This is a genomic window from Mesorhizobium sp. M1D.F.Ca.ET.231.01.1.1 (assembly GCF_003999155.2).
In the GTDB taxonomy this organism is placed as follows: domain Bacteria; phylum Pseudomonadota; class Alphaproteobacteria; order Rhizobiales; family Rhizobiaceae; genus Mesorhizobium.
The window spans coordinates 899,236-919,739 of the sequence record NZ_RZOZ02000001.1 but is presented as its reverse complement, the minus strand read 5'-3'; the positions used below and the strand labels follow the sequence as shown (position 1 = coordinate 919,739).

At 63.4% G+C, this 20,504-nt stretch carries 22 protein-coding genes and 1 tRNA gene; 9 read left to right on the top strand and 14 right to left on the bottom strand.

Annotation, left to right across the window (positions count from 1 at the left end; all coding sequences use genetic code 11):
- Positions 1-48: 48 nt before the first annotated feature.
- Entirely contained in the window at positions 49-345 is a 297-nt protein-coding gene (locus EN874_RS04695; RefSeq protein WP_127424222.1) for a DUF883 family protein, read from the top strand.
- A 69-nt stretch (positions 346-414) separates the two neighbouring features.
- Here the strand turns inward: EN874_RS04695 and EN874_RS04690 are convergent, their stop codons facing one another.
- The 3 genes from EN874_RS04690 to EN874_RS04680 form a co-directional block, all read right to left on the bottom strand.
- A complete protein-coding gene (locus tag EN874_RS04690; RefSeq protein ID WP_127424221.1) occupies positions 415-675 on the bottom strand; it encodes a hypothetical protein in 261 nt (86 codons plus the stop codon).
- Positions 676-877: 202 nt separating this feature from the next.
- On the bottom strand, positions 878-1,072 hold the full coding sequence (locus tag EN874_RS04685; protein ID WP_127424220.1) for a hypothetical protein: 195 nt from the start codon (positions 1,070-1,072) through the stop codon (positions 878-880).
- A 240-nt stretch (positions 1,073-1,312) separates the two neighbouring features.
- Positions 1,313-1,912: a hypothetical protein gene (locus EN874_RS04680; protein WP_127424219.1), complete on the bottom strand. Its 600-nt coding sequence runs from the start codon at positions 1,910-1,912 to the stop codon at positions 1,313-1,315.
- 308 nt (positions 1,913-2,220) lie between these two features.
- On the opposite strand from EN874_RS04680, the gene EN874_RS04675 reads away from it, so the two are divergent.
- Together EN874_RS04675 and EN874_RS04670 are read left to right on the top strand one after the other, a co-directional pair.
- Entirely contained in the window at positions 2,221-2,487 is a 267-nt protein-coding gene (locus EN874_RS04675; RefSeq protein ID WP_126084228.1) for a helix-turn-helix transcriptional regulator, read from the top strand.
- Positions 2,488-2,657: 170 nt separating this feature from the next.
- Complete coding sequence (locus EN874_RS04670; protein WP_127424218.1) at positions 2,658-3,116, top strand: YbaK/EbsC family protein; 459 nt, start codon at positions 2,658-2,660, stop codon at positions 3,114-3,116.
- Between the two features lie 46 nt (positions 3,117-3,162).
- On the opposite strand, the gene EN874_RS04665 is transcribed toward EN874_RS04670, so the two are convergent.
- A tRNA-Pro gene (locus EN874_RS04665) sits at positions 3,163-3,239 on the bottom strand.
- 245 nt (positions 3,240-3,484) lie between these two features.
- Entirely contained in the window at positions 3,485-4,498 is a 1,014-nt protein-coding gene (locus EN874_RS04660) for a putative sugar O-methyltransferase (protein ID WP_127424217.1), read from the bottom strand.
- Positions 4,499-4,617: 119 nt separating this feature from the next.
- Here EN874_RS04660 and EN874_RS04655 point away from each other — a divergent pair, with 119 nt between their 5' ends.
- A complete protein-coding gene (locus tag EN874_RS04655) occupies positions 4,618-4,767 on the top strand; it encodes a glycosyl hydrolase 108 family protein (RefSeq protein ID WP_348631711.1) in 150 nt (49 codons plus the stop codon).
- Positions 4,768-4,797: 30 nt separating this feature from the next.
- Here the strand turns inward: EN874_RS04655 and EN874_RS04650 are convergent, their stop codons facing one another.
- From EN874_RS04650 to EN874_RS04635, 4 genes are all read right to left on the bottom strand, one after another.
- Positions 4,798-6,045 (bottom strand): O-antigen ligase family protein, encoded by a 1,248-nt coding sequence (locus EN874_RS04650; RefSeq protein WP_127424522.1) that lies wholly within the window; start codon positions 6,043-6,045, stop codon positions 4,798-4,800.
- A gap of 65 nt (positions 6,046-6,110) precedes the next feature.
- Entirely contained in the window at positions 6,111-7,643 is a 1,533-nt protein-coding gene (locus tag EN874_RS04645; RefSeq protein WP_126084224.1) for an undecaprenyl-phosphate glucose phosphotransferase, read from the bottom strand.
- Between the two features lie 138 nt (positions 7,644-7,781).
- Positions 7,782-8,912, bottom strand: coding sequence for a glycosyltransferase (locus EN874_RS04640; protein WP_127424216.1), 1,131 nt, complete (start codon positions 8,910-8,912; stop codon positions 7,782-7,784).
- 9 nt (positions 8,913-8,921) lie between these two features.
- Positions 8,922-9,485 (bottom strand): polysaccharide biosynthesis/export family protein, encoded by a 564-nt coding sequence (locus tag EN874_RS04635; protein WP_127424215.1) that lies wholly within the window; start codon positions 9,483-9,485, stop codon positions 8,922-8,924.
- 264 nt (positions 9,486-9,749) lie between these two features.
- On the opposite strand from EN874_RS04635, the gene EN874_RS04630 reads away from it, so the two are divergent.
- On the top strand, positions 9,750-11,945 hold the full coding sequence (locus tag EN874_RS04630; RefSeq protein ID WP_127424214.1) for an exopolysaccharide transport family protein: 2,196 nt from the start codon (positions 9,750-9,752) through the stop codon (positions 11,943-11,945).
- Between the two features lie 290 nt (positions 11,946-12,235).
- Positions 12,236-12,670: a peptidylprolyl isomerase gene (locus tag EN874_RS04625; protein ID WP_126084218.1), complete on the top strand. Its 435-nt coding sequence runs from the start codon at positions 12,236-12,238 to the stop codon at positions 12,668-12,670.
- 95 nt (positions 12,671-12,765) lie between these two features.
- Here EN874_RS04625 and EN874_RS04620 read toward each other — a convergent pair whose 3' ends face one another.
- Both EN874_RS04620 and EN874_RS04615 read right to left on the bottom strand, forming a co-directional pair.
- A complete protein-coding gene (locus EN874_RS04620) occupies positions 12,766-13,002 on the bottom strand; it encodes a hypothetical protein (protein ID WP_127424213.1) in 237 nt (78 codons plus the stop codon).
- A gap of 121 nt (positions 13,003-13,123) precedes the next feature.
- Positions 13,124-14,356 carry a GNAT family N-acetyltransferase gene (locus EN874_RS04615; protein ID WP_127424212.1) on the bottom strand — a complete coding sequence of 411 codons (1,233 nt, stop codon included), beginning with the start codon at positions 14,354-14,356 and terminating at the stop codon, positions 13,124-13,126.
- 89 nt (positions 14,357-14,445) lie between these two features.
- Here EN874_RS04615 and EN874_RS04610 point away from each other — a divergent pair, with 89 nt between their 5' ends.
- Positions 14,446-15,504 carry a polysaccharide deacetylase family protein gene (locus tag EN874_RS04610; protein WP_127424211.1) on the top strand — a complete coding sequence of 353 codons (1,059 nt, stop codon included), beginning with the start codon at positions 14,446-14,448 and terminating at the stop codon, positions 15,502-15,504.
- A gap of 67 nt (positions 15,505-15,571) precedes the next feature.
- Here EN874_RS04610 and EN874_RS04605 read toward each other — a convergent pair whose 3' ends face one another.
- Positions 15,572-15,787 carry a DUF2842 domain-containing protein gene (locus EN874_RS04605; protein WP_126084214.1) on the bottom strand — a complete coding sequence of 72 codons (216 nt, stop codon included), beginning with the start codon at positions 15,785-15,787 and terminating at the stop codon, positions 15,572-15,574.
- A gap of 153 nt (positions 15,788-15,940) precedes the next feature.
- On the opposite strand from EN874_RS04605, the gene EN874_RS04600 reads away from it, so the two are divergent.
- Positions 15,941-17,032 (top strand): COX15/CtaA family protein, encoded by a 1,092-nt coding sequence (locus tag EN874_RS04600; protein ID WP_127424210.1) that lies wholly within the window; start codon positions 15,941-15,943, stop codon positions 17,030-17,032.
- Between the two features lie 112 nt (positions 17,033-17,144).
- Here the strand turns inward: EN874_RS04600 and argC are convergent, their stop codons facing one another.
- Positions 17,145-18,077, bottom strand: coding sequence for an N-acetyl-gamma-glutamyl-phosphate reductase (gene argC, locus EN874_RS04595; protein WP_127424209.1), 933 nt, complete (start codon positions 18,075-18,077; stop codon positions 17,145-17,147).
- 29 nt (positions 18,078-18,106) lie between these two features.
- On the bottom strand, positions 18,107-19,108 hold the full coding sequence (speB, locus tag EN874_RS04590; protein WP_127424208.1) for an agmatinase: 1,002 nt from the start codon (positions 19,106-19,108) through the stop codon (positions 18,107-18,109).
- A gap of 125 nt (positions 19,109-19,233) precedes the next feature.
- Between speB and EN874_RS04585 the strand changes: the two genes are divergently transcribed.
- On the top strand, positions 19,234-20,448 hold the full coding sequence (locus EN874_RS04585; RefSeq protein ID WP_127424207.1) for an acyltransferase: 1,215 nt from the start codon (positions 19,234-19,236) through the stop codon (positions 20,446-20,448).
- Positions 20,449-20,504: the final 56 nt, after the last annotated feature.

Genomic DNA, 20,504 nt, shown 5'->3' with positions numbered 1-20,504 from the left:
CGTTGCGTCCATGCGTTAGGCCTTCTCTCCAAGAGAAGGATGCTTGGCATGGCTTTGTTCGCGACCGATCATGATCTGGACAGGCAGTTTGCGGCGCTCTCGCGGCAACTCGACGATCTCAGGAAAGCCTTGGCCAGACGCGGCGACGCCCATTACGAAGACGGCCGCGAGGCGGCGTCCGACTATTATTCGCAGCTTGCCGACCGCCTCCACGAGGCATTGCCGGCAATCACGCGCAGGGGCAGGGCGATCGAGCGCACCGCGCGCGACCATCCGGCCACGGCGGCTGCGGTAGGGCTGGTCGTGGTCGGGCTGCTGGCCGGCCTTCTCATCAGCCGGCGCTGACTTTCGATGGGATTACAGAACAGAAATGGCGGCCGCTCGTTGCGGCCGCCATTTGCACGCTGCAAATGATCAGTTCGCGAGCTTGAGCCGGGTCTTCGGATCGACCTTCATGACTTGGCTGCACTTGCCGTAGACGGTGCCGTTCTTGTCGGTGGCATCGGTGTAGGTGCCCTTGCAGTCGAGCTGCAGCACCAGACAGGAGCCCGACCCCTTGCAGACGGCGCCGCCGTCGCCGGTCGGATGCGTGCCGGCAAAGGCCGGCGCCGAAACCGAGCCGAAAGCCGAGACGACGAGGGCAGCGGCGAGCGAGATGCGCCTGAAGTTGGTCATTTGAGCATTTCCTTCCATTGGTTGCCGGGATCGCGCTTCCGGCGTCCCGGTCGGGTCGAGGAGCGCCTTCGCGGCGCCCATGACCGCTTGGTGCGGGGTCCAATGGAAAGGTTCCTTGCCCTCGCGAAGCAAAATTCCGATGGGAAGACATGTGCGGTCATTACAATGAAGACCTGTCTTCCCATCGGCGGGCGGGAAGAGATCAGGCCTTCTTCGCGACCATCTTGCTGTGGTGATGATGATGGTGGTGATGGTGCCGGTGATGATGCTTGCGGCAGTGATGATGATGGTGATGCTTCTTCATCGGAGCCGCGTCGGCGCTGGTCGCGCCGAGGATCGGCATCGTGAACGCCAGGGCCAGAGCCAGCCCGAGCGCGGAGAGGAGGGACTTCTTCATGACTTCGTTTCCTTTTTACGCGGGCGTTCCGGAATTCACCGGACCAAATCGGCGACCTCAAGCCTCGCGATCGGCACTATCCTCCTGGATTTTTTCGACAATTTTTCCGGACTGTAGATTTTTGTTTCCGGATCGTTTCCGTCTAAATCACGATGGCCCTGGGCGCCCGCCGGATGCGCAGGCACGCGGCGGCATCATGATCTTTTGAAACGCGCGTGGCCGATGCGCCGGCCTCGCCCCTCACATCGGCGGAGCGACGCCATGATTGCCGACCACCACCCGGCGTGAAACGAGCTTGCCGTCGCTGCCCCGCTCGGCGCTGACGAACACGCTCATGCCTGGCTTGAGATCCGCCGGCTTGGCGGTCGCGAATTTCACGATCGGCGTCGATTGCGGAATGGCGATCTCCTTCTTCGGGCCACTGCTATAGGTGAGCGTCACTGTCCTTCCGTTGACTTCGGTGACGTCGGCGACCGTGCCGTTGGTCATCCGGCTGTTGGGCTGCAAATCCCAATCGCGGTCGCCTTCTCCGGTGCCTCTCAGCGCTGCGGGGAAGATCACGACTTCCAGCGCGCCGCTGCCGCCATCGGCCTTGGAGACCGACGCGACGCCGAGGAAATCGCCCTGCTTGATATCGGCGGCCGACGCCTTGGCGACGCCCGAGATCATCCAGTCGGGAGAAAGCGTGACGGTGTCGGTCCTACCGTCGCGGGCTTTCACCGTCAGCGCGGTTCCGGCGAGGTCGACCACCGTGCCGCGCATGCGCACGGTGTCCGCATGCGCCGCGCCCGCGAGACTTGAGACCATGCCGAGCACGATCGCGAACAACTTCAGTTTCATGGCATCCGATCCTTCCAAAGGGGTTTTGACGCCCGCCCGCCGTCGACCAGCGACAGAACCCTAACGAATTGGGGCGGGCAAAATGCCGGCGGCGCCGGCTTGCTGCGCTTCAAAAGAACTTGATTGGGCGTTGCGCGACCTTACATATCGGTGGCCTGCGGCCTCGGCCTCCGGTCGACAGGACCGGTTCACGATGGCGTGACGGCCGCGACGGTCCCTCTTGGCAAATCATCCGTTAACGGCCATTCTCCCGCCCGTCTCAGGCAACGCCACATTTCATCTGTCTTGTTTCATCCCAAGGAGTTGCCATGCCCAACACCGCAAGAAACGCTGTTTCTAACGACATCATTGCCGCGTCCGGCATCAATCCGCTGAAAGCCGTGCGCGAAACGAGGGGATATACGATCGAGGAGCTCTCCTTGACCTGCGGCCTCGCCGTGGGCGAGATCGTCGACATCGAGGACGGCAAGGACGCCGACCCCGCCAAGTTGAGGCGAATCGCTTCCGCCCTGCAGGTGCCGGAAGAGGAATTGATAAGAGTGCCGACCGAAGAGAATCGGCCCACGCAGCAATAGAGACGCAGAAGCGTCCGCTTGAAAAGCCCGCCGCGGTAGCGCCATGGCGGGCTTTTTTGCGGCTTCGACCCATTATTCCTGGCTCTTGCCAACAGCCGAGCCGTCATGTGCCAATCCCGACCGGCGCCGCGATTCGGGCGTCGGCCACCATGCATGACGAGGGTCCGCTCATGAGCCTGGAATCGGTCCGCGCCTTCTTCGCCGAACATGCGCCCGACATCGAGGTCCTGGTCACCGCGGCCAGCTCGGCGACCGTGGCGCTGGCGGCGGAGGCGCATGGCGTGATGCCGGCGCAGATCGCCAAGACCATCTGCCTGCGCATCGGCGACGAGACCATGCTGGTCGTGACCAGCGGCACAGCCAGGCTCGACAACCGCAAGTGCAAGCACATCCTTGGCGGCAAGCCGCGCATGCTCGACGGCGAACAGGTGCTTGCGGCGACCAGCCATCCGCCGGGCGGTGTCTGCCCGTTCGGCCTGCCCGCGCCGCTGCCGGTCTTTTGCGACGTGACGCTAAGGGCCTTCGACGAGGTCGTCCCCGCCGCGGGCGCTACCAACGCGGCCGTGCGGATCGCGCCGCAAAGGATGGCCGATCTTGTCGGCGCTGTATGGGTCGACGTGTGTCAGTAGGGGGTTGGTGAAGAACGACTTTGGGGGGCAAGTCTCAGGCTAAAAATGGTCGGAGTGGCCGGATTCGAACCGACGACCCCTTGACCCCCAGTCAAGTGCGCTACCGGGCTGCGCTACACTCCGGACCGCCGAAAGCCCTATATTCTCAAAGGTTGGAGTGCAAGCGCTAAATCGAAGCCCGAGAACACAAGGGAGCCGAAGCGCCGGGAACGCGGCGATGGGCGCACAGATCTCCACGGATGTTTCGCGAACCGTTCTGTGGGTAATCTATCGAACCATCCAGAATGCCGGTCACGCGCACCATGTCGCCGTCGATGGCGGTCGCCGTCTTCGGTGGTCTTCCTTCTCCGGACGGGAGTTATGACGCGTCAAGTTTTGGGTTTCCGAAGCAAGGTCTCAAAGAAGCTCGACTGGATCTTTGGGGGCCGGCGATAAACTCGCTCCCAGCGTTCCAACGGATAGTCGCTCTCCCGTATCACGATTCCTTCGAATGGTATCTTCGAGACTTTCCAGGCTTTGAGGTAAAAGTGTCCTTCCGGACGAACAAGCCGGTAGATTTCCGACAGATAACATTCGATTTGGTCGAGCCGCATTTCATGCAGGGATGAGATGTTGATGAACAGATCGACGGTGGAATCGGGCAGAAGTGCAAGTTGATGAGGCAGCAGGAAGGCAAGTGCGGATGCCTCGAATTCCTCTCGAACTGTTTCAAAATTGTCGAACGGGCGAAAGCGGAAGTGCTTTCTGTCCGGAAACAGTTGGCAGAGATACTCCTGAGCGACCCCGAGAGCAGGCGGGATATCAACCATGATGTACCTGACGGTCGGATGCAGCGAAGCAATGACGAACGCTGTTCGACCGTAGCCGCCGCCAAGCTCGCAAACGGTCCCGGTCACGGCCGACTCGATCGATTTGTATTCCAGGATTGAATTGGCGAGGTCCTGAGAAACGAGTCCTCCGCCGATGCGGATTGCCGGTGGATTGCCGACCGACGGTTCCGACAGGGCCGCAATTTCTTTCGGAAATTCCTGCCGGGCATATTGCCAGACGAGTCGGGTGAGAAAGTTCAGGGCGAAGCCCTCGGGCAACGGAATATGGCGATGCTTGAAGGGAGATATGATCCCAAGCGCCGCCCGGATCGAAGCCCCGAGGGGAAGGTGGCCGACCAAGAAGCGGATTTGCGGATCCCAAGGCAGAACCCGCATCCATGTGAAATAGTCCTTGGCCAACGTACGTTTGAAATTCGCGATCCCGGCCGACGCGATGCGCTCAGCATGACGCCGGTTCAAGTCCTGCCAGAATTTCGAAGGCTGCATCGCTTCGGGCGCCGCCTTCATCTCCTCGACCATCGAATGAAGCGTCGCACGGAAGCTGTCAGTCATTCCCCACCCCGCGCAATCTCCCACGCAGGCAGACAATGCTTCAACAGAACAGAAAGCACAACTTCCGCGGATCACTGAAAGGACGATCCATGGCGGCTTTCTAGTCTAGCAAAGAGGAAGTGCCTGACCGCGCGCTGGTGAACGAGGGCGCCTGCAGCCACCACCCGGCCGATCCTGGCGGCGCCACCGTGAAGGGCATCACCCAGCGCACTGCGATGCCCACCTGTGCTGCCCACCGGCGCTGCAAGAGCCTCGGCGCGCAGTCGTGACAGCCTGGTGCGGGCCAACCGAATCGGCAGTTATCTAGCCGATGATATCGCGGGCGCGAGAACAGCCCGCGCCAGCCGCAATTGCTTCTGATGCCGGTACTCCAGCGCGATCGCGCCCCAGATCAGCCCGAGCAGCAGATAGAGATGGCGCCAGTGGTCGATGTCGATGAAGGTGCCGAGCCCGATATTGCCGAGATAGGCGACATAGGCGCAAAGCAGATAGCGCTGCCAGGGCCGGTCGCGCAGAAGGATGCGGAAGCCGGCGCAAATCGTCCACAAGGTCAGCGTCAGGAACGAGACGAAGCCCAGCCAGCCATAGTCCATCAGCGCCTTCAGCCAGATGTCGTGCGTGTCCTCGCCGTAGATCGTGCCGAACACCAGCGGTCCGATGCCGAACGGATGCTCCAGCGCCATCTGGAAGCCGATCGCGTAGCGGGCGAAGCGGCCGAGGCGCGCGGTGTCATAGCTTTGCTCGAGTTGCGCGCGCTGGGTGAACATGTCCGACACGCCGGGCAGTTGCAGGATGACGAGGACGGCGATCACCAAGAGCGCGACCGCGGCAATCGTCATCACCACGACCCTCAGCCGGAACATGCCGCTGGCGCTCTGCAGGAACAGGCAAGCGGTGAGCAGCACCGCCGACACCGCGAACATGCCCCAGGCACCGCGCGAGAAGGAGAAGAAGATGCCGGCGGTTACGATCAGCAGCGGCACCGCAAGCAGCGGCATGCGCGAGACCGGACCGGTGAGCAGCAGGTAGAGCAGATAGGTACCCGGCAGCACCAGGAACGGCCCGAACACGTTCGGGTCCTGGAAGGCGCCGGCGGCGCGATCGTATTTGGTGAACATCTCGGCGCCCGGGAAGGCATGGAAATAGCCGGCGATGCCGAGCAGCGACGTCGCCACCGCCGATACAACATAGGCGATGAAGATCAGCCGGTAGAGCCTGGGCTGCGTCGACGTCACCGAGGCGAAGAAGACCGCGCTGAAGGCGAGGAACAGCGAGACCGCGAGATAGAGCGGCGTGTTGGCGAGGTCGGCCATCTGCGTCATCGCAATCATGCCGCCGATGTTCATTGCCACCAGGAGCAGAAGCAGCGGCAGTACCGCCCGCGATATTTTCAGCCCGAACAGCGCCCAGACGGCGATCAGCCCGGCCATGTAGAGCTCGTAGGGCGCTGGCTCGCTGATGACGAAGCCGGAAAGCAGGATGCCGACCACGATCGCCACCGACGAGATCAACGCGATCAGCTTGGCGTTGACCGCGGAAGCCGGCAACTGGTTGACCGCCTGAGGCGGCAACTGGCTGACCGCGGCCGCCGGCAGGTCATGCGTGACGGCGCTCAATAGGCGTTTTCCGTATTGAGCAGGCGGACCGGCGTCAGGAACAGGATGCGCAGGTCGAACAGCATCGACCAGTTCTCGATGTAGTAGAGATCGTATTCGGTGCGCATGCGGATCTTTTCATTGGTGTCCATCTCGCCGCGCCAGCCGTTGATCTGCGCCCAGCCGGTGACGCCGGGCTTCACCTTGTGACGCGCGAAATAACCGTCGACCACCTCGTTGTAGAGCAGATTGTGCGACTGGGCGGCGATCGCGTGCGGACGCGGCCCGACCAGCGACAGCGAGCCGAGCAGCGAGTTGAAGAACTGCGGCAGCTCGTCGATCGAGGTCTTGCGGATGAAGCGGCCGACGCGGGTGACGCGCGGATCGTTCTTGGTCACCGTCTGCCTGGCGGTCGGGTCCGACCTGTCGGCATACATCGAGCGGAACTTGTAGACCTCGATGATCTCGTTGTTAAAGCCGTGCCGCTTCTGCTTGAACAGCACCGGCCCCTTGCTGTCGAGCTTGATGGCGATGGCGGTGGCCAGCATCACCGGCGAGAAGAGGATGATGCCGACAAGCGAGAAGATGATGTCGAAGCTGCGCTTGGCGACCGAGTCCCAGTCGTTGATCGGCTTGTCGAAGATGTCGAGCATCGGCACCGAGCCGATGTAGGAATAGGCGCGCGGCCGGAACTGCAGCGCGTTGGAATGTGCCGAGAGACGGATGTCGACCGGCAGCACCCAGAGCTTCTTCAAAAGCTGCAGCACGCGCGATTCGGCGGTCAGCGGCAGCGACACGATCAGCATGTCGATGCGGGCGATGCGGGCGAACTCGATCAGCTCGGAGATGGTGCCGAGCTTGGGATAGCCAGCGACGATCGGCGGCGAGCGCTTGTCGCCGCGGTCGTCGAAGATGCCGCAGATGCGGATGTCGTTGTAGGGCTGCTTCTCGACCGAACGGATCAGCATCTCCGCCGACTTGCCGCCGCCGACAATGACGGCGCGCCGCTCCATGCGGCCGTCGCGGGCCCAGCGCCTGATCAGCCTGGAGATCACCAGCCTCAGGCCGAAGATCAGCATGAAGCCGACCACGAACCAGGTGCCGAACAGGAGGCGCGAATAGTCTTCCGACGCCTTCATGGCGAAGGCTGTAAGCGCCATCAGCGCGAAGGTGCCGGCCCAGACGACCAGCACGCGGCCGAAACTGGCGACAGGGCGCATAAGCGCCGCGATCTGGTAGCTGTCGCTGACGTCGAGCAGCACAACCGCCAGGAACGAGGCCGCCGCGATCGACAGCGGATATTGCCAGGCGAGGTAGGTGAAGAAGCCGACAAAGTAGAGATAGAGGCCGAGTCCCGAAAGGAACAGCAGCGCGAATTCGACCATGCGCAGCACGCCGCTGACCATGATCGGCGACATCGTATCGCGCCGGTACTGCGAAGCGACCTGGCGCGCCACATCATTGATGCCGCTGGCCTGGCCCTCCGCCGGGCCGTCGAATTTGCGCACCGCATCCATGGAAAAGCGATGCACCGGATCGATCTCGTTCATGGGATTGTCCGCGAGCTACGCGTAAATCGATAGCAAAAGAGAGCTAAGAAAGCCTTGAGACAACCGGTGGTTTTGAACGCGTATTAATGCTTGTGACGACTGACGGTCTTCTCACCCGGCATAGTCAATCAGAAAATTCTAAATCTTCAGCGCCGCGAAATAAGCCTTCTCGATTTCGGCCGCCATGACGTCAGCGCCGAATCGCGCCTTCAACTCGGCGCCCTGCGGCATCAGCTTCCGGTAGGCGCCGGGATCGTCAAGAGCCGTTCTGACCCTGTCGGCAAGCTGGCCGGCATCCGGCCGGATCAGGGCGGGGGAGTCTTCGCCGAAGATCTCGGGAATGCCGCCGACAGCGGTCGCGATCATCGGCATGCCGGCGGCAAGCGCCTCCAGCACGATGTAAGGCATCGCTTCCGCGCGCGAGGGGACGACGATCAGCGCGGACAGCGCGAAAGCTTCCCTGGCCGGCATCGGCGGCAGGAAACGGACATGGCCCTTCAGCCCGAGTCGCTCCACCCGGGCGTGGTAGCGTGGCAGGTCGTCGCCGTTGCCCACCATCACCGCGCTCAACGGGCGGCCGAGCTCGCTGCCGGCCTGCGCCAGCGCATCGATGAAGATGTCCGGACCTTTGAGGTCGCGCATCATGCCGATGTATAAGATATCGGCGGCATTGGCCGCGGTCGCCACCGGCTCGAACTCGACGGCGCGCAGGCCGTTATAGACCAGCCTGTTGGGGATGGGCGGCTCGCCGACCTTCCGGCGATAGGTTTTCCGCTCATAGTCGGAAACGAACAGCAGGCAGTCGGTAAAGCGAGCCATAAAACGCTCCAGCGCGAAGAACAGCTTTCCGGTGGCCGTCGTTTCGTCATAGTGGAGCGAGCCGCCATGCGGCGAATAAAGGCGGGCCACGCGAGACCTTGAAACCCGCAACAGTGAGCCGAACAGACGAGCATAGGCGCCGCCCTTGGCGCCGTGCCCGTGCAGCACGTCCGGCCGCAATTCCTTGATGATTCCATATGTGCGCCAGGCCGCCGCGATGTCGCCCGGCCCGATATGACGCTGCATCGGCGTGCGATGTATGCCGAGCGCCAGGCTCTCCTCCATCGCGTCGAACAGCCGTTCCTCATAGTCGCCGCCCGTTGTTGAGTCGCAGACGATGCCCACCGAATGGCCGGCGGCGACCTGCGCCTCGGTCAGGTCGCGCACATGCCGGAAGATTCCCCCGACAGGTGAGCGGAAGCAGTGGACGATGCGGAGATGAGCCGCCACGTTGATTTTTCAGAACAAGCGTTCGCGGACGTAGACGGTGTCGCCGGGCAGGAGCGGGTCGGACGTCTGCACCCTGCCGGTCATGACCTTGCCGTTGATATCGCGGGTGATGTCGACGCTCTCCTGGTTGGCGCGCGGCGTGAACCCGCCGGCGATCGCGATCGCCTTCTGCACGGTCAGGCCCGGCACATAGGAATACTGCCCCGCGGCGCCGACTTCGCCCATGACGAAGATCGGCCGGTAGCGGTCGATCTCGACCGAAACGTCGGGATCGCGCAGATATCCCTGGCGCAGCTTGTCGGCGATTTCCTTTTCGAGCTGCTGGGCGGTATGGCCGCGCGCCGGCACGGCGCCGACAAGCGGGACGGAGATGTAGCCGGACTGGTCGACGCTGTAGGTGTTGGTCAGCCCGTCCTGCTCGAACACGGTAACGCGGATGCGGTCTCCGGCGCCGAGTCTGTATGGCTGATCGAGCACTTCATGAAAGGCGGCGGGCGTCGGGCGATAGCTGGAACAGCCGGCAAGCAGCGACAGGGCAAGCATGGCGCGAAAGAGATGAGCAGTGCTTTTCATGATCGGACACGAACCTTCGTCGCTCTCGCCGCAAGTGTTGCGGCCAACCCCAGGAAGTGCGTCCGTTATCATCCTGTTAGGGTTAATGGCCGGTAAAGGACCGGGTGCTGAGGAGGCGACGGACGGCAAAAAACCCAATTGTTCTATTGCTTTCGGCGGGCGTTCTTTGAGTGTCTACTAATAACTATGCATTCTGATCTTAACGGCTGAGTTACCATAGTTGTTTACGGTCCATCCTCGACTCAAAGTTCCGGAGCAGGATGCATGTCCGTTCAGTCCGCGGCCGCAGATGTCGATGTCGACCTGAGACAGCTCTTCGCTAGCCTGGCGAGGAACTGGCCGCGCATCGTTCTCGTCACGCTCGTGGTCACCGGGCTGGCGTTTGCCTTCGCCTGGCTGGCCACACCGCAATATAAAGCGGTGGCCAAGCTGGAGATCGGGCCGCGCGAATCGGTCTTCACGCGGCCGGCCGGCACAACCATCGACGACAAGCCGGCGACCGACGAGGAGGCGGTGGCCACCGAAGTCCAGATCATATCGTCCCCCGATATCCTCAAGAAGGTCGCGGCGGATCTCAAGCTGGAGAAACTGCCCGAATTCGACGAGGCGCTGAAGATGTCGGCGCTCAGTCGTGCCCTGGTTCTTGTCGGCTTGAAGAGCGATCCCATCGACATTCCGCCGGAAGAGCGCGTGCTCAACGCAATGCACGATAAGCTCAACGTCTACGGCGTTGAAAAATCTCGTGTTATCGCCGTCGAGTTCTCCTCGAAGGATCCAAAGCTTGCCGCGCAGGTCGCGGACGCCATCGCGCAGGCCTACCTTGCCTCCAAGGGCAACGCAAAGAAGGAATCGAACACCGCCGCCACCGGCTTTCTCGGTCCGGAAATCACCGACCTGCAGAATCGGGTGAAGGAGGCCGAAGCCAAGGTTGCCGCCTACCGCGCGCAATCCGACCTGCTGATGGGCGGCAACAATTCGGTGCTCGCGACTCAGCAGCTCTCCGAACTGTCGACCGAGCTTTCGCGGGTGCGCGCCAATCGCGCCGCCGCCGAGGCGACCGCCGACAGCGTGCGCAAGGCGCTGCAGAACGGCGGCACGCTGGACAGTGTCCCGGAAGTCTTGTCCTCCGAACTGATCCAGCGCCTGCTCGAGCGGCAGGTGGAATTGCGGACCAACATTGCCGACCTGTCGACGACCCTGCTGGACAACCATCCGCGCATCCGGGCGCTGAAGTCGCAGCTTGCCGATCTCAACGGCCAGATCCGCAACGAGGCGCAAAAGATCCTGAAGGGATTGGCGACTCAGGCGCAGACGGCCAACGCCCGCGAGGACCAGCTCGTCGCGGAGGTCAACACGCTGAAGGCCGCCTCGGCCCGCGCCGGCGAACAGCAGGTGGAGCTCGACGCGCTGCAGCGTGATGCCAATGCTCAGCGCCAGCAGCTCGAATCCTATATGGCGAGTTATCGCGAGGCCGCCTCGCGCGCGGACCGCAACTATCTGCCGGTCGACGCCCGCCTGCTTTCGAAAGTGCAGGTGCCCACGGAACCGTATTTCCCGAAGATCGGTCCGATCACAGGAGCCGCGGCTGTCGCGTCGCTGCTGCTGATGGCGATCGGCACGCTTCTGAAGGAACTGTTTTCCGGCCGTGCCATGCGGCCGGCCGCCGGCGCGCGCTTCGAGCCGATCGAGCAGGTGGCGATGCCAGTGACGCGCACCGAGCCGGCGGTCGCTGAAACCGAGGACGAAGAGAGCCACGATTGGGTCGCCGACCATAGGATCGGGCAGGGCGCGGCCACGGCGGCAGTGGTGGCCGAGCCAGCAGAGCCGGCAGAGGTGGAAGCACCCCGGTCATGGCAGTCCAGGCTGGGCGAGATCGATGTCGACAAGGCGGCCGAAAAGCTGATCGCCTCGGGCGCCGCGCGTGCCATCTTCGTCTCCCCGGAAGGCGACGAGGCCGCCGCTACCGCCGTGCTGGTGGCGCGCGAGGTGTCGGATGCGGGCTTGCGCGTGCTGCTGCTCGACCTCACCGCCTCGGGCGCCGCCTCGCGGCCGATGCTGGACAGCGGGCTGTTCCCCGGCATCACCAATCTGCTCGCCTCCGAAGCCCAGTTCAGCGACGTCATCCACCCCGATCTCTATTCGGACGCCCACGTCATTCCGGTCGGCACCGCCGATCCGGTTCGCGCCATGCGTGCGGCCGACCGGCTGCCGATCATCATGCAGTCGCTGACCACGGCTTACGACCTTGTCGTCGTCGAATGCGGTCCGGCCGATGCGCAGGGCATCAGCCGCCTTGCCGGCGATGGCACGGAAGTCTTCCTGTCGATGCTCGAAGCCGATGACGAGGTGACGCAGGCGGCGGTGAAGCTGATCGAGAACGGCTATCCTGATGTCACGCTGGTGACCCCGGTCGGCCATGAGCCGGGAAATCCATTGCCAGGACGTCGCTCGGCTGCATAGCCTGAACGCCGACAAGGCTGCTCTGGGCTGCGTTGCAACGATTGCTCCAAGGTATCAGGGAGACACCGAGACCGCTACGAATAGAGCACGGTTCAGTCGATGCCGGGCCTGACAGTGGTTAGGTGCAAGGACCGAACCAGCGCATTTCCCGGCAGGTCCAGCACTTTACATCGGCAGCAGCGCACCTAGTTTTAGAGTTTCGCACCGCGCATTTTCATGCGTGGATGATCGAGAGCGGGGCCGTGAACTCCAGGCCGGTCCCCTAAAACCCCCCAAAAAGGATGGTTGCTATGACACAGGCCAAGAATGGCGACACTGTACGCATCAACTATACCGGACGTCTGACCGACGGCACGCAATTCGATTCTTCCGGCGGCGAACCGCTGCAGTTCACCCTGGGCGAGGGCCAGGTCATTCCCGGCCTCGAAAGCCATGTCGAGGGCATGGAAGTCGGCGCGAAAAGCACCGTCACCGTTCCCGCCGACGCCGCCTATGGACCGCATCGTCCCGAAGCGGTCGTAACCATCGCCCGCGCCAGCGTGCCGGAAAACATCAACGTCGACGTCGGCACCCAATTGCAGGCCCGCACCGCCGAAGGGCGCCCCATGCAAGTAACGGTCATCGGTGTCGACGACGCCAGCGTGAAGCTCGACGGCAATCATCCGTTGGCCGGAAAGGATCTGGTGTTCGACGTTGAACTGGTCGAGATCGTCCAGGCGGCGTAGCATGACTTGAACGACCGCTCAGGGTCGTGCTCGGAGCGCTCCTTGGAAAGCGCTCCCGCATGGCCCTCCGGAAGAAGGGCAAGAGGTCGCGAATGTCAGGGCGCTCTATCGGTCAGAGCGCCGGCCCCTTCCTGCCCGGCGCAGTGCGCGCAGCAATAGATGATGTCGCCCTGCTCGACGCCATGCCCAATGATCCGCACACTGCAATGAGGGCACGTCGGCGCAAGCTTCTGGATCGCGCACTCGAAGCTGTCAAACGTGTAGGTCTGCTCGCCCAGGCTAACTTGGAATGCCTTGTCGTAGTCATTGCCGCACTGGTCGCACTTAGCCATGGCCGTTCTCCTTCTGAGTGCGAAAACCTGTCGGCACGCGATAGGTTCCACCCAAGGGCCTCAAGGCCGCTTGCCGGATCAACCGGGGAGTTCGACGGCGATAATGCAACGCTTTCCAAGGTTAACTGTCGTCCTCGGTGGCGGCAGGCGCTGCCGTCTGGCCGGCCGCTTTCCGGCGCAGCATCTTGGTCAGTTTCCAGACCGTCGGATTGTTCTTGATGAAGGCCTTTGCCCGGGCGCCTTGGCGCAGTCCCGCGGCCAGCGCCCGGCCCTTCAGCGTCAGCGGCGCGAGCACCTCGAAATGCTGGACCTCGATGTCGCACCAGAGCCGCTTGTAAGGCTCGTCGCCGACAGAGAAGTCGTAGACATCGAAGCCTTGCTCGCAAGCCTCCTGGATATTGTCGAAGAACAGGAAGTCGCCGGGGCTGGTGAAGGCGAGATCATCCTCGGCGATGGCGCCGAACTCGCAGATCAGGCGCTTGCCAGAGCGGCTGGAGCCGGTAACGGCGCGAAGTTTCCCCGCTACTTCCAGCCCATGCAGCAGGAAGGACGGCTTTTGCTCGGCAAGCGCGTCGGCAAACAAAGCCCTGAAGAAGGCGCGCACGTCTTCATCGCCGAAGACGTTGGCTATGCCCATCTTGGCGAAGCGCGACTCTTTCATCTCGAAGAAGGCGTCGAGCAGCCTGTCGACGTCCTTGCGGCTTCGCGCCTCGATGCGGCAGAAGCTGCCGACGGCCTCGAACTTGCGTGTCTGCGAGCGGTGCTTCTTGCGCTTGCGCTTGCCGCTGGCGCGGGTAAGCAGCGCATCGAACCCGCCGTCGAGATCGACCGCCAGTGCAAGGTTCGGGCTCGGGAAATTGGGCAGCGTGGTGAGCGGATTGGCGACGCCGTCGAGATCGGTCAGCAGCCGCTCCAGCGAAACGAGGTCGACGTCCGGCCGCGCCCTGGAGATTGCCGGGAACAACGAGCGGATCGCCAAGTCGTCGAAGGCGGGCAGAAGCCGCGGATCGGCTGCAGGGAAGTTGCCGTTGGCGTGGCGCCCGCCGGCGAAACGGGCGATACCGAAAGGACCGCTTCGCACGACCTCCAGCGCCAGCGAAAGCGCCGGTCTGCTTTCGAGGTTCAGCGTGGCGATCACTATGTCGGCCTTGGTCTCGGCCCTCCAGTTGCGCAGCCAGGACGCGCTCTGTGCCGGGGCAAACAGCGCTGAAGCGCAGAACTCCGCGTAGCCGGCAAGACCGGCGCTGTCGATCACCGCTGCCGTCAGCCCGCCCTGGCTCGAGGCAGGGGCACGCGCCGTAGCCTCGTTGGCAGCGACCCGATTGCCGTCAAATGACGCGGCGGCGTCAACCATCCCTCAATCCTTAAGACGTATTGGTTGCAACCTGGGGTTCGCATAGGCGCAAGTTGGCTTGAATGAGCCTAGGCGCAAAAGGTGAAGGAATGATCGACGGGGGCGAGGCGATCCGCAAACTGGCCTTGAACGTTGCCCGCTACACCGGCCTCGCTCCGCTGGCGAGGCCGTTTGTCGGCGGCATCGGCGCCATCCTGATGCTGCATCGCGTGACCGCGACCCCGGAGAAGCCAAACAGCGTCAATCGCCATCTCAACATCGCCCCTGCCTTCCTCGACAGGCTGATCGCCGACATGAAGGGAAGGGGCTATGCGTTTGTTACGCTTGATGAAGCGATCGAGCGCATCAAGATTGGCGACAAGGGCGCACAGTTCGCCACGATCACCGCCGACGATGCCTATCGCGACAACATGACGGAAGCGCTTCCGGTGCTGGAAAAACACGGCGCGCCCATCACCATCTATGTCGCGCCTGGTTTGATCGACGGCGCGGCCGACCTCTGGTGGGACGTGGTCGAGGATATCGTCGACACGAGCTCGCGGCTTACGCTGAAGACGGCGAGCGGATCCACGCTGGTCGATTGCTCTACCCCCGGCCGGAAGATTCAGGCTGTTGCCCGGCTGAATGCCTGGCTGACCCTCGAAGTCCGCGAGGAAGAGCAGGGCATAGCGCTGCGCGAACTGGCGCGCTCCAACGGGATCGATGTCGGCGCCGGCCGTCCGGGCATTCTGATGAGCTGGGACGAGATCCGCAGGATGGCCGCGCATCCGCTGGTGACGATCGGCGCGCATACCATCAATCACCGTAACCTCAAGCGGCTTTCCGAGGCAGATGCTCGCCGCGAAATCGGCGACGTCCGGCGCATCCTCGAGGAAAAGCTTGGGCTGGAGCCGCGCCACTTCGCTTACCCATACGGCTATGCCAGCGCGGTCGGCTGCCGCGAGGTCGGCTTTGTCCGGGACGCCGGCTATGTCTCGGCGGTGACGACCCGGCACGGCGTGCTGAGAGCCGAGCACGCTGGCTTCCTGCATGCGCTGCCGCGCATCTCCGTCAACGGCCGCTACCAGAGCCTCGCCCACATTCGCACGATGCTGTCGGGCGTGACCACGCCGCTCGCCAATGCCGGCAAGATGGTCGTTACGATCTAGAGAAATTCCAGGAAAAGTGCGGAGCGTTCATCCGTCCGGAATTGCGTGAGAACAATGAGATAGCGCCTCAGCCTTTCTGAGGCGGCTCGATGATCAGCCATTTGATGATGCCCATTGCCGGCAGCACCCAGAGCAGGCCACTGAGCAGGAAGAACAGGAAATGCGCCAGGGAGCCGTATTCGGCCAGCCTGGTTACCGCGATCGCCGAAGCGATCAGCGCGTAGATGATCACCAGCGCCACCAGCAGGATGGTTCCGATCAGCTTTTTCAGGCGAATGGGCATGTCGCGGTCCCGTTGACCGGTCTCGCTTAGGCCGAACGGAAGGCTCGTGCAACCGTCTCCAGCCAGCGCGACGGCGTGCCGCGCTGTCCGGCCTTGCCAGCGCGGCGGTCATGGTCCACCAATCCCGCGAGTTCAACTGCCGGGAAGTGTCCCATGGCTGCCATCACCGCCACGGCTCCGTTTGCCGCCCGCGACCGCGACCTGCAGAACCGCACGCTGGTGCGCGCCTGGCTGTATGTCGTGCTGGTCGTGCTGTCCGCGCTGGTGCTGGTCGGCGGCGCCACCAGGCTTACCGGTTCCGGCCTGTCGATCACCGAGTGGCGGCCGATCCACGGTGTCATCCCGCCGCTCAATGATGCCGAGTGGCAGGAAGAATTCCAGCGCTACCAGCAGATCCCGCAATACGCCGAGCTCAACAAGGGCATGAGCATCGAGGCGTTCAAGTCGATCTTCTGGTGGGAATGGGTGCACCGCATTCTTGCGCGCAGCGTCGGCGTGGTCTTTGCCTTGCCGCTCTTGTTCTTCTGGGCGACACGCCGCATCGAACGCGGCCTCGGGCCGAAACTGGCCGGCATCCTGCTGCTCGGCGGCCTTCAGGGCGCCATCGGCTGGTGGATGGTGGCCTCCGGCCTGGTCGAGCGTGTCTCGGTCAGCCAGTACCGGCTGGCTACGCATCTGACGCTGGCCGCGCTGATCTTCACCGCCACAATGGTGGTCGCGCGGGGCCTTGCGCCGCATTCGGAGCCGGCTGCCGACCGCTCGACGCAGCGGTTTGCCGGCATGATCGTGCTTCTGGCGTTGATCCAGATCTATCTCGGCGGGCTAGTTGCCGGCCTCCATGCTGGCCTGAGCTACAACACTTGGCCGCTGATGGACGGGCAACTGGTCCCGGTCGATCTCCTGCTTCTAAAACCCGCCTGGCTGAATTTCTTCGAGAATCCGAAGACGGTGCAGTTCGTGCACCGGCTCGGCGCCTACACGCTCTTTTTGGCCGCGTTCTGGCACATGATCGCAACGTGGCGGCGCCAGCCGGGCACCACCCATGCCCGCCGCGCCACGCTTTTGTTCCTACTGGTGCTGGTGCAGGCCTCGATCGGCATCGGCACGTTGCTGATGCAGGTGCCGCTGCATATGGCGCTCACCCATCAGGGCTTCGCGCTGATCGTGCTTGGCTTCGCGGTGGCGCATTGGCGCGGCACCAAGGGCGCCTATCCGCTGCCGACCGAGATCGCTGTCAGAAGCTGAAGCTTACCTTCCGGATCGCCTCGACCACCGAAAGCTCGCGGCTCTCATCGGCGGCGTTACGGTGCCAAGGAAGCGGACAGGCAGCCACAGGCGACCGCGCGGCTGCCGTCGCTCAGTGCTTGATGCCGAGCATCAGGTCCAGGTTCTGCACGGCCGCGCCTGACGCGCCCTTGCCGAGATTGTCGTAGACCGCCAAGAGCAGCGCCTGCGCCCGCTCGTCATTGGCGAACACGTAGACCTTCATGCGATTGGTGCCGTTATAGACCTCAGGGTCGATCTCCGGCACGCGCTCCATATGGGTGTAGGGCGCCACCTCGACGACGCCGCCGTCGATCGACGCGTAATGGTCGGCGATCGCGGCATGGAGTTCGGCGCCAGTCGGCACGCGGTCGAGGCCGCCGAGCTGCAGCGGCACCACCGTGATCATGCCTTGCGCGAAATTGCCGACAGCCGGCTGCATGATCGGATCGTGCGACAGCTTCGCATAGGTCCTGAGTTCCGGCACATGCTTGTGCTGCAGCGTCAGGCCATAGGGCAGGAACTCCGGCGCGTCCTCGCCCTTGCCGACATAGTCCTCGATCATCGGCCGGCCGCCGCCCGAATAGCCGGAAATGCCGTTGACGGTGATCGGGAAATCGGCGGGCAAGTGGCCGGCGGAAACCAGCGGCCGCAGCGTCGCGATCGGGCCCTGCGGCCAGCAGCCGGGATTGGCGATGCGTTTTGCGCTGGCGATCCTCCTCGCCTGGTCCTTGTCCATTTCGGCAAAGCCGTATTCCCAGCCTTCGGCCACGCGGTGCGCGGTCGAGGCGTCGATGACCTTTGTCTTGTCGTTCTCGATCAGCGACACGCTTTCCTTGGCCGCGGCATCTGGCAGGCAGAGGATCGCGACGTCGGCGGCATTGAGGAATTCGGCCCTGGCCGCGGCTTCCTTGCGGCGGTCGCCGGGGATGGAGATGATCTCCAGGTCGCCGCGGTCGGCCAGCAGCGCCCTGATCTGCAGGCCCGTCGTGCCATGTTCGCCGTCAATGAAGATTTTCGGTTTCATCGGTTACCAAATTCCCTGCGATTCCAAGATTATATGCCGTTGGCATGATGTGTCACGGCATGAGTGCCGTTGTTCAGGTCCTCGAGCCGCGCCTTCCGCTCGGCCACCAGGCCAAGATAATGCATGGCAATGATCGATCCGGCGATCGCCGTAATATCGGCATGATCATAGGCCGGCGCAACCTCGACGACGTCGGCGCCGACGATATCGACCTGGCCGAGCTGCCGCAGCGTCGAGAGCATCTTGGCCGAGGACGGGCCGCCGGCCACCGGCGTGCCGGTGCCGGGCGCGAAGGCCGGGTCGAGGCAGTCGATGTCGAAGGTGAGATAGGTCTTCCTGCCGCCGGTGCGTTCAACGATAGCGTAGGCGATATGGGAGGCGCGCATTTCCTCGACCTCGTGGCCGTAGAGAATCCTGATGCCGAAGGTGTCTGGCGCATGGGTGCGGATGCCGATCTGGATCGAGCGGTCGGGATCGATGATGCCTTCATGCACGGCTCGGGCGACGAAGGAGCCGTGGTCGATGCGCTTGCCGTCGTCCGGCCAGGTGTCCTGATGCGCGTCGAACTGCACCAGCGCCAGCGGCCCGTGGATGGCGGCATGCGCCTTGAGCAGCGGCCAGGTGACGAAATGATCGCCGCCGAGCGTCAAGAGGAAGGCGCCCGATTTCAGGATCTTGGCCGCCTCGCGCTCGATCGTGGCCGGGGTCTTCTGATGGTTGCCGCTGTCGAGCAGGCAGTCGCCATAGTCGACCACCGCGAGCTGCTCGAACAGGTCGCGCGAGAACGGATATTGCGGATCGTTGTCGAGGATCGCCGAGGCTCGGCGGATCGCCTGCGGCCCGAAGCGCGCGCCGGGACGGTTGGTGACCGCGGCATCGAAGGGAATGCCCCACACGACGGCGTCCGCGCCCTTCACGTCCTTCGTGTATTTACGCCGCATGAACGACAGCGCGCCGGCATAGGTCGGCTCGAACGACGCGCCCGTCTTGGAACGGGCCGTGAAGGCGTGGTCGATCTCTTTATTCGCCATTATGGGTCCTCGGTTGTCATCGGGGCAGCCACAACTACAGAACCGGCACGCAACATGCCAGTCACAGCTTGCGGAGACGGAATGGCGCTCGGCGAATGCCACGGCAACACAGGATTTGTATCATTATGGCTGAGGCCGCCTTGCTCAACCTCGCGCCCCCGCCTGCGGCGACCCGAACCGGAACGGCTGCCGGCGAGCGCTTCCTGGTGCTCGATTCCTGGCGCGGCATTTGCGCGCTCTTGGTGGCGCTGTTCCATTTCCCGACCACCTCGATGATCTCGCAGAGCGCCTTTGTCGGCGGCTCCTATCTGTTCGTCGACTTCTTCTTCGTGCTTTCCGGCTTCGTCATCGCCAACTCCTACGGCGGCCGGCTGAGCGGGCCGGATGGGCTTGCCCGCTTCGCGCTGGTGCGCTTCGGCCGCATCTACCCGCTGCATCTTTTGATGCTTGTCGCTTTCGTCGCTTTCGAGTTTGTGCGGCTGGCGCTGCCGGCCCTGCACGGAACCGGTGCCGCCCCCTTCACCGGCGGTTTCGATCTCAAGAGCCTGGTCGCCAATCTCATGCTGCTGCAGGGCATGGGTGTCGAGGACCATCTGAGCTGGAACGCGCCGAGCTGGAGCATTTCGGCCGAGTTCTTCACCTATCTGCTGTTTGCCGGCGTGGTGTTCGCCACCGGCCGGCGCGCCTGGATATGGTTCGTCGCCGCCGCCGTAACGGCGCCTTTCTTCCTGCTTGCCTTTTCGACCCGTCATATGGACGTGTCCTTCGATTTCGGCTTCATCCGCTGCCTTTACGGCTTCTCGCTCGGCGCGTTGCTCGCCTGGTTTCAGCACGATTCCATTGCAGACGCGCGACAGGCACTTGCCGGCGGGGAAGGGCGCGTGGCCTGGACGCTGGCCGAGCTCGCCATGATCGCGGTGATCGCCATGTTCGTTTCGGTCGCCGGAACGAACGACGCCGGCATTGCGGCGCCGCTTGTCTTTGCGCTGGCGCTCTACCTCTTCGCGCACGAGGGCGGCCTGATCAGCTTGTTGCTGCGCAGCCGGCCGATGCTGCTGCTCGGCTCGCTCTCCTATTCGATCTACATGGTCCACATCTTCGTCCAGGCGCGCATGATCAACGTCGGCGGCCTGATCGAGCGCAGGCTCGGGCATGGCGTTGTCGGCGACATGACGCTGCGCGGCGATCAGGTGACCGGCTTCGGCGTCGGCTCGCCATGGATCGGCTTCGCGGCTCTGCTGGCGATGACGATCGCCGTCACTATCGCTTCTTGGGTTTCCTGGCGCTTTATCGAAATGCCGGCGCTGGCCTGGTTCCGTCGCCTTTCGAAACGGATTTGACGGACCTTGATATCAAACACCTAGCCGGCTTCGTTCACCGCCCTGTCATGGGCATC

Excerpts from the sequence above, each read along its gene's own strand:
- EN874_RS04695 (WP_127424222.1), top strand. The coding sequence starts at position 49 with ATGGCTTTGTTCGCGACCGATCATGATCTGGACAGGCAGTTTGCGGCG.
- EN874_RS04690 (WP_127424221.1), bottom strand. The coding sequence starts at position 675 with ATGACCAACTTCAGGCGCATCTCGCTCGCCGCTGCCCTCGTCGTCTCG.
- EN874_RS04685 (WP_127424220.1), bottom strand. The coding sequence starts at position 1,072 with ATGAAGAAGTCCCTCCTCTCCGCGCTCGGGCTGGCTCTGGCCCTGGCG.
- EN874_RS04680 (WP_127424219.1), bottom strand. The coding sequence starts at position 1,912 with ATGAAACTGAAGTTGTTCGCGATCGTGCTCGGCATGGTCTCAAGTCTC.
- EN874_RS04675 (WP_126084228.1), top strand. The coding sequence starts at position 2,221 with ATGCCCAACACCGCAAGAAACGCTGTTTCTAACGACATCATTGCCGCG.
- EN874_RS04670 (WP_127424218.1), top strand. The coding sequence starts at position 2,658 with ATGAGCCTGGAATCGGTCCGCGCCTTCTTCGCCGAACATGCGCCCGAC.
- EN874_RS04660 (WP_127424217.1), bottom strand. The coding sequence starts at position 4,498 with ATGACTGACAGCTTCCGTGCGACGCTTCATTCGATGGTCGAGGAGATG.
- EN874_RS04645 (WP_126084224.1), bottom strand. The coding sequence starts at position 7,643 with ATGAACGAGATCGATCCGGTGCATCGCTTTTCCATGGATGCGGTGCGC.
- EN874_RS04635 (WP_127424215.1), bottom strand. The coding sequence starts at position 9,485 with ATGAAAAGCACTGCTCATCTCTTTCGCGCCATGCTTGCCCTGTCGCTG.
- EN874_RS04630 (WP_127424214.1), top strand. The coding sequence starts at position 9,750 with ATGTCCGTTCAGTCCGCGGCCGCAGATGTCGATGTCGACCTGAGACAG.
- EN874_RS04625 (WP_126084218.1), top strand. The coding sequence starts at position 12,236 with ATGACACAGGCCAAGAATGGCGACACTGTACGCATCAACTATACCGGA.
- EN874_RS04620 (WP_127424213.1), bottom strand. The coding sequence starts at position 13,002 with ATGGCTAAGTGCGACCAGTGCGGCAATGACTACGACAAGGCATTCCAA.
- EN874_RS04615 (WP_127424212.1), bottom strand. The coding sequence starts at position 14,356 with ATGGTTGACGCCGCCGCGTCATTTGACGGCAATCGGGTCGCTGCCAAC.
- EN874_RS04610 (WP_127424211.1), top strand. The coding sequence starts at position 14,446 with ATGATCGACGGGGGCGAGGCGATCCGCAAACTGGCCTTGAACGTTGCC.
- EN874_RS04605 (WP_126084214.1), bottom strand. The coding sequence starts at position 15,787 with ATGCCCATTCGCCTGAAAAAGCTGATCGGAACCATCCTGCTGGTGGCG.
- EN874_RS04600 (WP_127424210.1), top strand. The coding sequence starts at position 15,941 with ATGGCTGCCATCACCGCCACGGCTCCGTTTGCCGCCCGCGACCGCGAC.
- argC (WP_127424209.1), bottom strand. The coding sequence starts at position 18,077 with ATGAAACCGAAAATCTTCATTGACGGCGAACATGGCACGACGGGCCTG.
- speB (WP_127424208.1), bottom strand. The coding sequence starts at position 19,108 with ATGGCGAATAAAGAGATCGACCACGCCTTCACGGCCCGTTCCAAGACG.
- EN874_RS04585 (WP_127424207.1), top strand. The coding sequence starts at position 19,234 with ATGGCTGAGGCCGCCTTGCTCAACCTCGCGCCCCCGCCTGCGGCGACC.